The organism is Vibrio sp. HB236076, assembly GCF_040957575.1.
Taxonomy (GTDB): Bacteria; Pseudomonadota; Gammaproteobacteria; order Enterobacterales; family Vibrionaceae; genus Vibrio.
In genome coordinates, this window is the sequence record NZ_CP162601.1 from 1,877,207 (window position 1) to 1,891,991 (window position 14,785).

Annotated in this window: 14 protein-coding genes; 3 read left to right on the plus strand and 11 right to left on the minus strand. The window is 43.8% G+C overall.

Annotated elements, in window-relative coordinates:
• Positions 1-159: 159 nt before the first annotated feature.
• Entirely contained in the window at positions 160-1,332 is a 1,173-nt protein-coding gene (locus AB0763_RS08270; protein ID WP_306100281.1) for a methyltransferase, read from the minus strand.
• Positions 1,333-1,338: 6 nt separating this feature from the next.
• Positions 1,339-2,313: an HTH-type transcriptional regulator CysB gene (gene cysB / locus AB0763_RS08275; protein WP_306100282.1), complete on the minus strand. Its 975-nt coding sequence runs from the start codon at positions 2,311-2,313 to the stop codon at positions 1,339-1,341.
• 277 nt (positions 2,314-2,590) lie between these two features.
• Here cysB and AB0763_RS08280 point away from each other — a divergent pair, with 277 nt between their 5' ends.
• Positions 2,591-3,355, plus strand: coding sequence for a DNA repair protein (locus tag AB0763_RS08280; protein ID WP_306100283.1), 765 nt, complete (start codon positions 2,591-2,593; stop codon positions 3,353-3,355).
• Between the two features lie 48 nt (positions 3,356-3,403).
• Positions 3,404-4,174, plus strand: coding sequence for a tRNA isopentenyl-2-thiomethyl-A-37 hydroxylase MiaE (locus tag AB0763_RS08285; protein WP_306100284.1), 771 nt, complete (start codon positions 3,404-3,406; stop codon positions 4,172-4,174).
• Positions 4,175-4,271: 97 nt separating this feature from the next.
• On the opposite strand, the gene pyrF is transcribed toward AB0763_RS08285, so the two are convergent.
• From pyrF to sohB, 7 genes are all read right to left on the minus strand, one after another.
• On the minus strand, positions 4,272-4,973 hold the full coding sequence (gene pyrF, locus AB0763_RS08290; RefSeq protein WP_306100285.1) for an orotidine-5'-phosphate decarboxylase: 702 nt from the start codon (positions 4,971-4,973) through the stop codon (positions 4,272-4,274).
• 173 nt (positions 4,974-5,146) lie between these two features.
• Complete coding sequence (gene lapB / locus AB0763_RS08295) at positions 5,147-6,316, minus strand: lipopolysaccharide assembly protein LapB (RefSeq protein WP_306100286.1); 1,170 nt, start codon at positions 6,314-6,316, stop codon at positions 5,147-5,149.
• A gap of 12 nt (positions 6,317-6,328) precedes the next feature.
• The gene (locus AB0763_RS08300; protein WP_306100287.1) at positions 6,329-6,607 is read right to left on the minus strand and encodes a lipopolysaccharide assembly protein LapA domain-containing protein; all 279 of its coding nucleotides are present in this window, start codon (positions 6,605-6,607) and stop codon (positions 6,329-6,331) included.
• A gap of 136 nt (positions 6,608-6,743) precedes the next feature.
• Positions 6,744-7,028, minus strand: a complete 285-nt coding sequence (gene ihfB / locus AB0763_RS08305; RefSeq protein WP_306100288.1) for an integration host factor subunit beta — start codon at positions 7,026-7,028, stop codon at positions 6,744-6,746.
• A gap of 431 nt (positions 7,029-7,459) precedes the next feature.
• On the minus strand, positions 7,460-9,130 hold the full coding sequence (rpsA, locus tag AB0763_RS08310; RefSeq protein ID WP_306100289.1) for a 30S ribosomal protein S1: 1,671 nt from the start codon (positions 9,128-9,130) through the stop codon (positions 7,460-7,462).
• A gap of 103 nt (positions 9,131-9,233) precedes the next feature.
• A complete protein-coding gene (gene cmk, locus AB0763_RS08315) occupies positions 9,234-9,914 on the minus strand; it encodes a (d)CMP kinase (RefSeq protein ID WP_306100290.1) in 681 nt (226 codons plus the stop codon).
• A 181-nt stretch (positions 9,915-10,095) separates the two neighbouring features.
• On the minus strand, positions 10,096-11,157 hold the full coding sequence (gene sohB, locus AB0763_RS08320) for a protease SohB (RefSeq protein WP_306100291.1): 1,062 nt from the start codon (positions 11,155-11,157) through the stop codon (positions 10,096-10,098).
• A gap of 87 nt (positions 11,158-11,244) precedes the next feature.
• Between sohB and AB0763_RS08325 the strand changes: the two genes are divergently transcribed.
• Positions 11,245-11,988: a YciK family oxidoreductase gene (locus AB0763_RS08325; RefSeq protein ID WP_306100292.1), complete on the plus strand. Its 744-nt coding sequence runs from the start codon at positions 11,245-11,247 to the stop codon at positions 11,986-11,988.
• A gap of 166 nt (positions 11,989-12,154) precedes the next feature.
• Here AB0763_RS08325 and AB0763_RS08330 read toward each other — a convergent pair whose 3' ends face one another.
• Positions 12,155-13,099 carry a chemotaxis protein CheV gene (locus AB0763_RS08330; protein ID WP_306100293.1) on the minus strand — a complete coding sequence of 315 codons (945 nt, stop codon included), beginning with the start codon at positions 13,097-13,099 and terminating at the stop codon, positions 12,155-12,157.
• Between the two features lie 313 nt (positions 13,100-13,412).
• A complete protein-coding gene (locus tag AB0763_RS08335) occupies positions 13,413-14,630 on the minus strand; it encodes an ROK family protein (RefSeq protein WP_306100294.1) in 1,218 nt (405 codons plus the stop codon).
• Positions 14,631-14,785: the final 155 nt, after the last annotated feature.

A 14,785-nucleotide genomic window follows, 5' to 3' on the forward strand; every position in this document is an offset into this window, starting at 1 on the left:
CTCTATCTCAGTTGATAAACAGTGAAAATCACGCCAAAACCTAAATTTTCCACAATCTGCAGCGCTTATCAAGTACAAAATTCTGATATTTTAAGTATTTCTATGATATTGCTTTTTTGTTAAGCGTTAGGTTGTATATAAATGTATCCCTGTTACCACTCAAACTAATCGTGCTCTAATCAAATAGTTTCTTGGTGTAATTTGGTAATCACAAAACATGGACACATCAACTTGATAATTTGACTCACTCAAGTACAAGGCTTTGTCATAGATAAGCCACCATTCTAAAGGCTGCTTAAACACTTGTTGTAACAAGTCGTACCGCTCCATCTGCCAAAACGCCTTTTCCCCTATCTCTTGATAACGTAACCAATCGACGTTGCTGGGTAAATGAAGTTCTTTTTGCTCTATCGCCCAACGGCAAAAATCCTCAAACCCTCGTTGTAAAAGCGACTTTTTAATACTGGGGATAGGAATATACTTGTCTCGACCACAGTGGTCACGCAACACTCGATCCAACCCGAGGCGAAAACTCATTTCTTGTTGGCGTGAACGGCGAACCCGCTCTCCCCCCGTCACCGTCGTGGTCAAAGGAATTCGCAACTCGTCACGATTTAAGCGCAAATCGTACTGTTGAGCCACTCGAGACAAAGGAAAATAGGTGTTGCTCGCGGTTAAGTGATAGCAACAAGGCGCTATAGAGATGGCTTGAGTACCCGCTTCAACAGCGAGCTCGATCAATCTTTGATGAAGATCACCGCAGGCATGAAGCGCCACCGCATGTTGATGAGCCTCGACATAGTGGCTAGATTGTGCCGACAACACATCGCATTGATGAAACGTCATTGGCAACTGGCGTTGATGAGCAAGTTGCTGACCTTGCTGACACAAGGCCGCTTGAAACTCCAAGCTGGTCACCGATTGGGAGGTTCGCGACGACAAGAATTGGCCTAAATACCCCTTACCTGCACACCACTCTAACCAAGGGAGCTTATCACAGGTGCGGGTCGCTAAGCGGGAAAAGTGATGTATCTGAGCCAATTTTCGACCGGGGATGCCATCGATCTGTTCAATGTGCTCTGTAGCAATATTAGACGTCGGTGCCCAGTGTTGGAGACGCGCAATATCGGGTAACCACTGAGAAAAAAACGCATTGGCGGCTTGCAGGTTGTGTTTGAAATCACTTATCTCTTGCTCATTAAGTTCTTGCAAATGGGCGACAATCGAACTGTCGGGTTGTGTACCATTACAAGCATGGCTAAAAGCAGAAAAACGCCAGTGCTGTTGATGCAAGATAAGCCATTGTGATAAATCAGTAAATATCTGTTTCATAGAGACTTAACGACTGGGTAAAGCGACGTCGTCAAACAGCGCTTCCACATCGCTGTTTGACTTCGACATCATAGCGGCTTCCACAAGCGGCTTGGTTAGGTGTGGCGCCAAACGAACAATAAAATCGTACATGTATGAGCGCAAAAAGCTGCCACGACGAAACACAACTCGTGTCACACAAGGGTTAAAGAGATGACTAACATCAATGGCCACAAGCTCGGGGTCATCGCTCACCTGTGCCGCCATACTGGCAACGACCCCCACCCCTATACCCAATTTAACATAGGTTTTGATCACATCGGCATCGCTGGCGGTGAAAATAACTTTAGGGCTTAAGCCATTGCGTCCAAATGCGAGTTCTAGTTCTGAATCTCGCTGGAATGCGTAGGTGTAGGTCACCAAAGGACAGTCAGCTAAGTCTTGTAAGCTGATGTGCTTTTGTTGGACAAATGGATGTGCTTTAGGAACTAAAATGGCGTGATTCCACTGAAAACAAGGTAATGCCACCACATCAGGTAACGCCTGTACTGATTCGTTAACGATGGCAAAGTGCGCCGCGCCTTTGGTTAAAGACTCAACCATTAACTCAGGTGCGCCTTGATGTAAGTGCAAACCGACCTGTGGAAACCGGTCGCTAAAAGGCTTAATCACTTCAGGGAGTATATACCTTGCCAAAGTGTGATTGGTGGTGATATTTAAGGTTCCAACTTCCGGGTGGGTGTGTTCACTGGCCACCGACTTTATCCCGTCAACACGTGACAAAATCTCTTGGGCAATACGTACAATTTCTTCACCCGCTGGAGTAACTCTTGTCAGGTGCTTACCACTGCGCTCGAATATTTGAATGCCAAGCTCATCCTCAAGCAACCTCACTTGCTTGCTGATTCCGGGCTGTGAGGTGTACAAACTCTCCGCCGTTGCTGAGACGTTCAAACTGTGATTAACCACTTCGACTATGTATTTGAGTTGTTGTAACTTCATGCTTGACCGCCAAACTTCATCGAGACATTATTAAATCATTATAACATTATTGCCTTAGCACAGAACATATATAATTTTTAGTTATACGTATTCGCGTCACGCACTTTAAGGCCAATTCAGTCGAAATACATCATCAACAATCTGTATTATCAATCACAGACTTTGTCATTAACTGACAAAAATATTGGACAAACAGCAGATATTATCTGTCGATGAAATTAAAGATGGTGTATGCTGTTTTTAGCAATTTCACGTATTTAAAGCAGAATATCTATCTATGAATATTGGTTTAATCATTGCACTCGTTGCCATTTTACTCGTCCTCGTTCTCGGCTATAACATTATGCTGCAATACAAAAGCAAAGTTGAAACGATCAAAAAGCAAGAAACTGCTCGCTATGTTGCCGTCATTGACAGCACTGAAGAACTACTTGGTCACGCTAACAATGTTCCTTTTAGTAAACCGTTATTGCTGTGTTTGAACAATCGCATTCTCGACGCTTTGCAATCGATGCTAGAACTCGATCCCAAGAACAAACAAGTTGCCACTCGTATTGCGACCATGAAGCAACAATTGGCCGATATCGACAGTAATTTTAACGATGAAGAAACCACGTCGTTTAAGATTCCCGCCAATGATAAACAAGCCATTGCCATGCTTAAAATTGTCAAAAAATTACGTGAAACGGTGCGCAATGAACACAACAAAGGCCGTATGGATACACAAGCCTACGTCAATGAAAACGGCCGTTTAGAAAGCATGCAAATTCGAATTAACATTGAAAATGTCATCAAACGAGCGAATGATGCTATTAGTCGAGGACAGAGTGGCACCGCATTACAACTTCTCCGCAAAGGCATAGACGCGTTAAGCAGTAAAAGCGACAGTTATTCTCAGCAAGCGAAAGAAAAACTAGAAACCATGCTAGGCGATTTGGATCAACAACGACAATCCCGCGACGCCGTTGAACGTGAAGAAATGGAAAATCGCGAGCGCAATGATGACATGGCCGCTTTGTTCGGCGACAAGAAAAAATGGTAAACTACTTACCTGTTATTTTCATCCTTACCACCCTAAAGTATTGCCAATATGATAGATATTTCTCCACATTTACCATTGCTGTCGCCAATTAACCAATTTTTGCATTGTGAAACACCACAGGCTTGGATCGATCAAGCCGTCAAACCCGACAACCTGGCTACCTTACTTATCGATCATCTATTGTGTGAATTAAAAGCGGGGCAGTCTGCCATGTATTTGATTCGCCGTTACGCCGTTGAGCCAGAAAGTCGAGAAGTGTTGTTAAATTGGTTTAAACCGTATGAAGATTTTGCTTATCGACAAATCGGCAGTATTGAAACACTCAAGGGGAAAAGCCAGATCACCAAGGCAATCAAAGCGAAGGCCGGAACTCCCTACAGTCAGGTATTAATTGATAAGATGGTTATGCTAATCAAAGAAGAATTACACCATTTTTATCAAGTGCTTGAAATCATGGAATCGAGAGGGATTGACTATCAAAATGTCAGTGCCAGTCGCTATGCCAAAGGCATGTTAACTCATATGAAAACCCACGAGCCAGATACCTTAGTAGACAAGTTGATTATTGGTGCTTACATCGAAGCACGTTCATGTGAACGCTTTGCCAAAATTGCCCCCCATCTCGATGACGATATCGGCAAGTTTTATTTATCTCTACTGCGCTCGGAAGCGAGGCATTACCAAGACTACCTCACTTTAGCACAAGAGATTTCGCCTTTTGACATCACAGAGCGCGTGGCATTTTTTGGTCAAGTTGAAGCGGATTTGATTCAAAGCCCTGATCAAGACTTTAAATTTCACAGTGGCTATCCAGCCTAATCTCACCGTTCACTCTTCTTCATTGCGTGCTGCCATTAACACAATTTAAGTAATAAATTCTCGTCACATGGCATCACGCAAATCGCTTTTGATTCAGTTACACTAATCCGAGTTCGTGATTAATAGACTGTAATACAGTAGCAGGGTGTTCGGCTTGAGTGATCGGCCTACCAATCACCAAATAATCCGATCCCGCTTGGCGTGCTTCTAAAGGCGTCATAATTCGACGCTGATCACCTTGAGCGCTCCCCACAGGGCGAATGCCTGGCGTGACTAAGGTAAAGTCATTACCCAGCTTCGCCTTAAGTGAGCTCGCTTCATGAGCAGAACAAACGACCCCATCTAGGCCTGCATTGCGTGTTAAGGTTGCTAAATTCAACACTTGTTCATGTGGCGAGGTGGTGATGCCAACCGCTGACAAGTCTTGCTGCTCCATACTGGTTAGTACCGTCACCCCAATCAGCAATGGCTTATCTTGGCCATAAGGCTCTAGGATCTCTCTTGACGCTGTCATCATGCGCTCACCGCCACTTGCATGAACATTTACCATCCAAACGCCCAACTCCGCTGCAGCACGCACGGCTTTTGAACAAGTATTGGGGATATCGTGAAACTTGAGGTCTAAGAAGACAGAAAACCCACGCTGGTGCAAGTGCTTGACAAACTCAGGGCCAAATAAGGTAAACATCTCTTTACCCACTTTTAGTCGGCATGACTTAGGATCAACATTATCAACAAAAGCCAATGCATCACACTGCTGCTCAAAATCTAAGGCGACAATTATTTTTGGATCGTTCATTTTCTTTCCTTTACCAACAAGGTATACGAGCTTTTTTAACCAGAAACACACCCATCGCGACATTGTGGTGCCATGCGTTTCATGATCGAATTATCAATATTAAAAAACAGCGACCTTAGTCGCTATCATTGCCAGTTTTTTTGGCATCCGTATCGTTATTTAGATCACACTCACTACTCTCCATCTAAGCCACGGATAGGCTTAATCGTTCCCCAACCTTTACATGATGGGCAATGCCAATAAAGAGAATGCGTTGCAAAGCCACAAGTATGACACCGATAATGGGGCTTAGCTTTTAATTGCTCTCCAACCATCGACTGTAATGTGGTTAAACTCTGTTTTGCACGACCTTCTTCTGCTTCCGCCAAATGATAATCCATCAAGCGATAAAAGCCTTTCATGGTCGGGTTTTTAATGAGCTGTCTTGTAAGCAAATCTTGTGCGGCGCCCAAACTATCATGAGTGGCAACCAACTCTGCCAACATCAACTCAGCACTAACACCCGCTTCTTTACTGATACACAAACGCAAGAACTCAGCCCATTGCGCTTCTTGACCTAAATGTTGATAGCATTCATGTAATGTCGGCAGAACCTCACTAACAAAATCAATATCTTGATCGAGCACCTCGGTTAAGCATTCAATGGTATTTTGATATTGCGCTAATTCTAAGTAAAGTTTGGCAAGAGAGAGGTTGGCACGAACACATTGAGGGTCTTCGTGGAGTGCTTTTTTGAAATACTGAATGGTCGCTTTGTGCTGCCCACTGGATTTTTCAATCATGGCCAGTTCACAGTAGTAATGGGCAATGTTTCGGCTGATTTTTTTGTAACCGGTTTTTTTAAGTTGTAATGCGTAATCAATCGCTCTCGCCCACTCCCGTGTTTGTTGAGCGATAACCACCAACTGTTTTAAAGCGGACTGACGGTATTCAGGCTCTTCTATCAACTGTTCAAAGATTTTTTCAGCGCGATCAAGTAAACCGGCCACCATATAATCTTTAGCCAATTGCTTAAGTGCCAGATTCTTTTGCTCAAGTGTTAAGCCAGAGCGGGAGATCAAGTTTTGATGTATTTTAATCGCCCGATCGACCTCCCCTCTTGAACGAAACAAGTTGCCTAAAGCTAAGTGAGTATCAATCGTTTCGTTGTCAACTTGTAATAGTTCGATAAAGTGATCAACGGCTTTATCAGATTGCTCAGACAGGAGAAGGTTTAAACCTGCTACATACTTTGACGATATCTGATATGACTGTTTTTGCTTCTCTTGTTGTGCACTGCGATGCCCCATATACCAACCGTAGGCAGCGGCAATCGGCAACAACAAAAAGAGTAATTCAAGCATGTACCCTAGGCCTTATTTATCAACCTGAACGCTACGATCTGACTCAATGGCCAATTGGCTGACTTTTTTCGTTAAACGGCGATTTTGTAGTTTGAGTTTGAAATGCATTGCCGAAAATAACACAGCAGCGGCAGCAAAGCCCAGAACAAAGACCACGCCAATGAGCATCGATAAATGGACTTCACTTTTTGCTACTAAGTAATTAACACTTACCAATGATTGATTTTGTGCTCCCAAGGCAAGTGCCAACAAAAACAACAAGACAACGATGACGATTTTTATAATTTTCATAATAATCCCTTCCTATAACAGGCAGTTCGAGGTTCATATCTGAACACAAGGGTCAAACGTTTGTAAGAAGTGAATTCTCGCATAAAAAAGCGGTATACGCTATGTACACCGCTTTTAAAAAATTCGATTGAGAAGATCAGTGGACTGAGTTGACGCGTTCGCGCAGCTCTTTTCCTGGTTTGAAGTGTGGGACGTACTTACCCTCGAGTTCAACTTTATCGCCTGTTTTAGGGTTACGACCAACTCGAGGCTCGCGATAATGCAAAGAAAAGCTGCCAAAACCTCGGATTTCAATGCGTTCCCCAGACTCAAGCGTTGTCGCCATGTGTTCGATGATATCTTTTACTGCATCTTCTATTTCTTTGGCTGAAAGATGAGTTTGTTCTGCACACAATCTTTCAATAAGTTCCGATTTAGTCATGATCACCTTCTCCGGTTTTTTTTAACATTATAGACAGTATTATGTGTTTCAACAAACACTTGCTGTTTAAATATAATAAAAAACAACCAGTTTTTGAAGTCAGTCATGTCCACCTGCTCTCAAGAGATCGAAAACCGCCAGCCAGTTCAAAGAACCAGAGTAAGCGATAGTGTCTTAATCTGATGAAGTCTGTGGTCAATGATCACAGCGATGCAGGTTGTCAACAGCGTCAATGTTTAAAAAAGACGCCTATCTAACTCACTATTCTACCCGGGGTTTTAATACTATTCGCGAGTTGTTACCGATTAGGGGCACAGATCATGTAGGGGCAATGAGTGACTAGGTGGGTATGACACAACGTATTTTTTCAAGCATAATTTGAATAAAAAAAAGAGCGTTTACACGCTCTTTTTTATCAACTTAAGGAGTAATTACTCGCTTTTCGCTGCTTTAAATGCATCTGCCATAGCGTTACCGAATGAAGCATCATCTTGCTTGTTCAGTGAAGCCATTGCTTCTTGCTCTTCAGCTTCGTCTTTCGCTTTCACAGAAAGGTTGATAACGCGATTCTTGCGGTCAACACCTGTGAATTTAGCTTCAACGCTGTCACCAACGTTCAAGATCAAGCTTGCGTCTTCGATGCGGTCACGTGAAATTTCAGAAGCGCGTAAGTAACCTTCAACGCCATCTTCAAGTTCAATGGTTGCGCCTTTAGCGTCAACAGTAACCACAGTACCGTTTACAAGAGTACCTTTCTTGTTGTCAGCAACGTATGCGTTGAACGGGTCGTTTTCCATTTGCTTAACGCCAAGAGAAATACGCTCACGCTCTGCATCAACAGCAAGTACAACAGCAGAGATTTCATCACCTTTCTTGTATTCACGTACTGCTTCTTCACCTGGAACGTTCCAAGAGATGTCAGATAGGTGAACAAGACCGTCGATGCCGCCGTCAAGACCGATGAAGATACCAAAGTCAGTGATAGACTTGATCTTACCAGTTACTTTGTCGCCTTTAGCTTGCGCTTCAGCGAATGACTGCCATGGGTTTGCTTTACATTGTTTTAGGCCTAGAGAAATACGACGACGCTCTTCGTCGATCTCAAGAACCATAACTTCAACTTCATCGCCAACGTTAACCACTTTAGATGGGTGGATGTTCTTGTTAGTCCAATCCATTTCAGAAACGTGTACTAGACCTTCAACGCCTTCTTCGATTTCAACGAAGCAGCCGTAGTCAGTTAGGTTAGTAACACGACCAGAAAGCTTGTGGCCTTCTGGGTAACGTTTCGCGATTGCTACCCATGGATCTTCGCCAAGTTGCTTAAGACCTAGAGAAACACGAGTGCGCTCACGGTCAAACTTAAGAACTTTAACAGTGATCTCATCACCAACGTTTACGATTTCAGATGGGTGCTTAACGCGTTTCCAAGCCATATCAGTGATGTGAAGTAGGCCGTCAACACCGCCAAGGTCAACGAATGCACCGTAGTCAGTAAGGTTCTTAACGATACCTTTAACTTCAGCACCTTCTTGAAGGTTCTCAAGAAGCTCATCACGCTCAACGCTGTTTTCAGATTCAATAACAGCACGACGAGAAACAACAACGTTGTTACGCTTCTGATCAAGCTTGATAACTTTGAACTCTAGCTCTTTGTTTTCTAGGTGAGCTGTGTCGCGAATTGGACGAACATCAACAAGAGAACCAGGAAGGAAAGCACGGATACCGTTTAGTTCAACAGTGAAACCGCCTTTAACTTTACCGTTGATGATACCAACAACAGTTTCAGCTTCTTCGTATGCTTTTTCAAGAACGATCCACGCTTCGTGACGCTTCGCTTTCTCACGAGAAAGTTGAGTTTCACCGAAACCGTCTTCTACTGCATCAAGAGCAACATCTACTTCTGAACCAACTTCAACTTCTAGTTCGCCAGCAGCGTTTTTGAATTGCTCAGCAGGAATTGCTGATTCAGATTTTAAGCCTGCATCAACAAGTACAAAGCCGTTTTCGATTGCAACTACAGTACCTTTAACGATAGTACCTTGTTGGAATTCAGTCTCGTTTAGAAACTCTTCAAAGAGTTGAGCAAAAGATTCAGTCATTATTTAATCTTCAATTAATTTAAACGTCCACGGGTATCCTACCGCATGGGGTTATTTACTTAGCCAGTCATCATCCGTGTGACCGACGTTCCATATTGGCCGATTAATCGACCAATTTAGATTCTATGTATTGCAACGCCTTCGCGACAACTTCATCGATTGTCATTGACGTAGAATCAATGACTAACGCATCACTTGCGGGACGAAGTGGTGCCACAGCGCGATTTCTATCGCGGTCATCGCGCTCGCGAATCTCGCTTAAAAGGGCGTCAAATTTAACATTAACCCCTTTATCTTGCAACTGTTTGAGGCGACGATTTGCCCTTTCTTCTGCACTGGCGTCAAGAAACAGTTTCGCATTGGCTTGCGGAAAAACGATGGTCCCCATATCTCGACCATCAGCGACAAGGCCAGGCTCCCCCTCAAAAGCGCGTTGGCGACGCAGCAGCGCTTCTCTCACTCGCGGAAACGCGGCAACTTTTGAGGCCGCCATCCCCGTTTCTTCTTTTCTCAATTGCGAAGAGACGTCTTCGCCTTCTAAGATCACTTTAACCAAGTCACCTTCGGCGATAAATTGAACGTCAAGATGCGTCGCGAGCGGAACTAATGCCTCTTCCGACTCGGTATCTACACCGTGGTGAATCGCCGCTAAAGCCAAAACGCGATAAATCGCCCCAGAATCGAGCAGATGAAAACCCAACGCTTTAGCAAGGCGCATACACAAAGTACCTTTACCGGCACCACTCGGCCCGTCCACGGTCACAATAGGAGGGAATGAGGACATACTTTTCTCCATTTAACGGTTTATCAATCGAACACCTTTTTCATGCGCGGGCATTATAGGCGTAATGCTATTGTTTTTCGAGCTTAATCGCGTATGAGCCCATATTTCAGGACTCATGACTGACTTAGAAACAATAGGTTATGCGATCAAACAATTTCCCTTGAATGACAGTTATCGCGGTTTACACAATCGGTTCTTTGCCGCGTTCTGCCAGTTTGAGCAGTACCCCATCAACGAGCTTCGCTCCTGCACCAGAGAGGCGATCGGAGATCTTTTTCTTTTGAGCATAACGAATTTGCAATACTGATTTCTCTTGGCACATTGTGGCTAACAATTCATCTGAGGTGCTCAATTCATCCACTAAGCCTAATTGATGGGCTTTGATACCAAACCAATGCTCGCCAGTTGCAACCTCATCGAGCGCTAAACTCGGTCGGTGTTGTTCAATAAACTGCTTAAACAAACCATGTGTCTCTTCCAGCTCCTGCTTGAACTTATCCCGAGCTTTATCACTGTTTTCACCGAACATTGTCAGTGTGCGCTTGTATTCACCAGCGGTCAGTTGCTCGTACTCAATATCGTATTTTTTTAAGACTTTATTAAAGTTGGGTATCTGAGCAATAACCCCGATAGAGCCAACAATGGCAAATGGAGCGGATACAATTTTATCTGCGACACACGCCATCATATAACCGCCGCTTGCCGCCACTTTATCGACTGAGATGGTCAGGGGCAAACCGGCCTTTTTAATACGATCGAGCTGAGAAGACGCCAAGCCATAAGCGTGCACCATGCCGCCGCCGCTCTCGAGCCTTAGCAAGACTTCATCTCCTTCCTTGGCAACGGCTAAAATCGCACTGATTTCCTCTCTTAGTGAAGACACTTCCTTGGCATCAATACCGCCTTTAAAATCCAACACAAAGACGTGTGGCTGGCGTTCTTCAAGCACTTTGCCTTCTTTGGCTGCTTTCTTGAGCGATTTTTGTTGTTCTTTTTGTTTGGCTTTTTCTGCTTTTCGCTCTTGTTTTTGCTGTATTTTACGCTGTTGTTCATCGACTAAATGTTCACTGAGTTGCTCGACATTATCACGGTATTGCTTAGAGAGATCCAACACCTCCAAATGCCCCTTTTGTGCACCGCTTCTTTGGTTACTCGACTTAACCAGCACCAAAATCACCAGCAGAGCGATCACAAAGGTGGCAATTTTGGCCAAAAAAAGACCATAATCAAATAAAAAATCCACGCTATATTCCTCTATTCTTTGGATTTACTGTATGGTAACTATCTTGTCATGAATGCTTAAATAAACGCAATCGATTAAGGATGAAACATGCCAACATACTCAACCAAACCCGATGCTTTCCAACAAAAAACCATCGTTATTACCGGTGCAAGTGATGGTATCGGTCGTCAAGCGGCCCTAAGTTATGCCGAACACGGTGCCAATTTGGTCCTATTAGGCAGAAGTACAACTAAGCTCAAACAATTATCAAGCGAAATTGAGCAGTCATTCAACACGAAAAACTGGTTCTACTCATTTGATTTCGACACCGCCACCGATAACGACTATCAAGACCTCGCAAAACAAATTGAAACCCACAGTCCAACTGTCGATGGCTTGCTTCACAGTGCTGGCCTATTAGGTGAATTAACCCCATTAACCGAAACAGACATGGCGAGCTTTGATCAATTATTCAGAGTTAATGTGCGTTCTAACTTGCGATTAACCCAAGTATTGTGGCCATTACTCGAACGCGCTCCCGCTGCGAGAATTCTTTTCACCAGTTCGACAGTTGGCCATCAAGGACGGGCATTATGGGGAAATTATGCCATTTCAAAATTTGCCGTCGAAGGCATGATGCAAGTGCTCGCTGACGAAACCAAAAACACCCCGATTCGGGTTAATGCGATTAATCCAGGCGCGACAAGAACGGCAATGAGAGCACAGGCCAAGCCCCAAGAAGATCCGGGCACGCTAAAAACACCGCTTGATATCATGCCTTTGTACTTGTATTTGATGTCGCCAGAAATGCAAGACACTCATGGTCAATGCCTTGATGCCCAACCTAAATAATCCCAGTCGAATTCAATAGCGGGTAAAATTTCGATAGCATCGCTGGGATAATCACTGGTAGAAGAAAAGAGATTAGGACAAATATCCATTCTCGATAACAAAAATGCCACACGACAGTCCATGTCAGTGTGGCATTGCAAGCCTTCGCCTTTTCTGGATAACAAGATCAAATACCGATTTCTCTCATTCGGTCTTGAACAACTTTGACTAACAAGTCGGGTTGAAATTTGGAAATGAATTGATTACAGCCGACTTTCTTGACCATCGCTTTATTAAAAGCCCCACTCAATGAGGTATTCAAAGTAATGTAAAGATCAGCCATTCTCGGATCGCTGCGCACTTCATGCGTTAATTTATAGCCGTCCATTTCCGGCATTTCAGCATCGGTGATCATCAGCAGCAATTCGTCAACGGGATTACGTCCTTCGTCACACCAAGATTTCAGTAAGTTCAACGCTTGCATACCGTCTTCACAGGCAATGATTTCAATACCTAATTGAGATAGAGTATCTTTAATTTGATTGCGAGCCGTTGAAGAGTCATCGGCAATAAGCACTTTACGCCCCACAAGGTTTGGTACCAGTTGTTCGTCCAACACCCCTTCTGAAATCGTCACATCGTAATCGACAATATCAGCCAACACTTTTTCAACATCGATAATCTCAACAATACGTTGCTGATCATTATCTTGAATATGAGTGATCGCAGTTAAAAAGTTGTCTCGACCCGATGTTTTTGGCGGCGGCTGAATTTCGGTCCAAGCCGTGTTGATAATATTTTTCACTTGCCCAACCAAAAAGCCCTGGGTGGTGCGGTTATATTCTGTGATGATGAGGTTTTCTTCGACGTCTTCAAGGCGAGACGGTGGAAAACCAATCGACTGACGTAAATCAATCACAGGGACCGCTTCACCACGTAAAGTGGCAACCCCACGTATGTTGTAGTGAGAGCCGGGTAGCTTGGTCATAGGTGGAACTTTGATAACCTCTTTAACTTTAAACACGTTAATGGCAAAAAGTTGACGGCTGTTTAAGCTAAAAAGCAGCAATTCTAATCGATTCTCTCCAACGAGTTTGGTTCGTTGGTCGACACTGTTTAAAACCCCAGACATAGGCATCCTAATAATTGATTAAGTTTGTTATCTCGATCTGATTAAAGTTGCGATCACTGTGATCATGAAAATAACACGTGATCACAAGGCAAAGCACGTTCTCATCAAACAAGAAGCCAAATAGGTATTTTGTCGGTGACTATTTTAATCACGCTATCACTTTTTAACTCGGCTAAGGTGACCAAATATTAAGTCAAATTGGTGATAACCTTGTACAATTACTCTAAAGCTAACGCAAAGGTTACTTTTGCGCAAACATTGCGATGGGCTTTATGCAATATATGCGGATTTTGTGCTTAAAAGGGGTCACCATTCAACCTTCAATCACTTTCATCAACAGTTCACCATCGTACATCGCTTGTTTGACTAACGCCGCCCCTGGTAGGGTTGTGGTATGACTCAAATAAGCGGCTTCTAATACGAGCTCTTGGTGGTGTGTCTTCGGCGTCTGTTTTTTTATTTCCTCAATAAGCATAGGGTACAAAATCAAGCTTGCTTGGTTGATCTCACCCGCTAAAAGTACTTTTTCTGGATTAAAGAGATTGACAATAATAGCGATCGCTTTTGACAAGTGTTTGGCTAAATGAGCAATGCCAGCAAAGGCGAGTTTGTCACCGTTGTTGGCTGCCTGACAAATATCGGCAATCGTTAATTGTGGCGTCAGTCTTAAGATTGACTTTTTGCCCTGATTGAGCTCTTGTTGCAAAAATCGTTTGAGCGATTCAACACTCGCCAAGGTGTTTAGACAACCTCGATTACCACAAGTACACAATTCGCCATTTGGGTCAATTTGAATATGAGCCAATTCGCCAATATTGCCCTGAGCGCCATGCAGCAAAGCGTCGTTGACAATCACCCCCGCGGACACGTCATCTTGAAAATCAACGAGAGCCATATTGTGACTTTTACTAGAATGGCCATACATTTGTTCAGCCAGTGCCCATGAACGCACATCGTTACCAACAAAGACAGGCAAACCAATCGCTTGATATACCGCCTTGCCAAGCTCTAGGTTTGACACTTGAAAACTCGGCATCGACAACACACGCCCACTATTAGGGTCAACTGAGCCAGGTAAGGTAATCGCAATACTCGTCAAACGATCAACGACGCTTTGATACATCTGAAGAAATCGTTGAATTTCCGTCAGTAACGCATCCAAAAAGCCTTCTTGATCAACGCAAGTCAGATTCACTCTATGCTCAATTAATAAGTCGCCACCCAATTCGTGCAAAGCCAAATACAGTACATTCTGGTTTAAACGCAAAGATAAAAACTGCCAACCTTGGTGCTTAACGCGTAAACCAATCGCGGGACGGCCGCGCCCAACAGCCACGCCCAGAGCAATTTCTTCCACTAAGTGGCCTTCAATAAGCTCCCGAGTGATTTTGGTGATACTGGCCGGTGCCAGGCTGCTTTGCTTCGATAGGTCAATTCTGGAGATAGGCCCGTGTTGATCGATAAGACGATATACTCTTCCTGCGTTGTTTTGCTTAATTTGGTCAATGTGACCAGGTTGAGCCATGTACATTGATTACTCCGACATAAAATACAGAGGCATCTTTTGCTTTTGTAACGCGCTTGTGAAGAAGAAGAAGGCTATCTCGTGAGCCCAGTCACAATTCAATATCTTGCTTTGAGTCATCTATCACTGCCGCGATAAGTATCGCGGTCAAAATTCCCCGT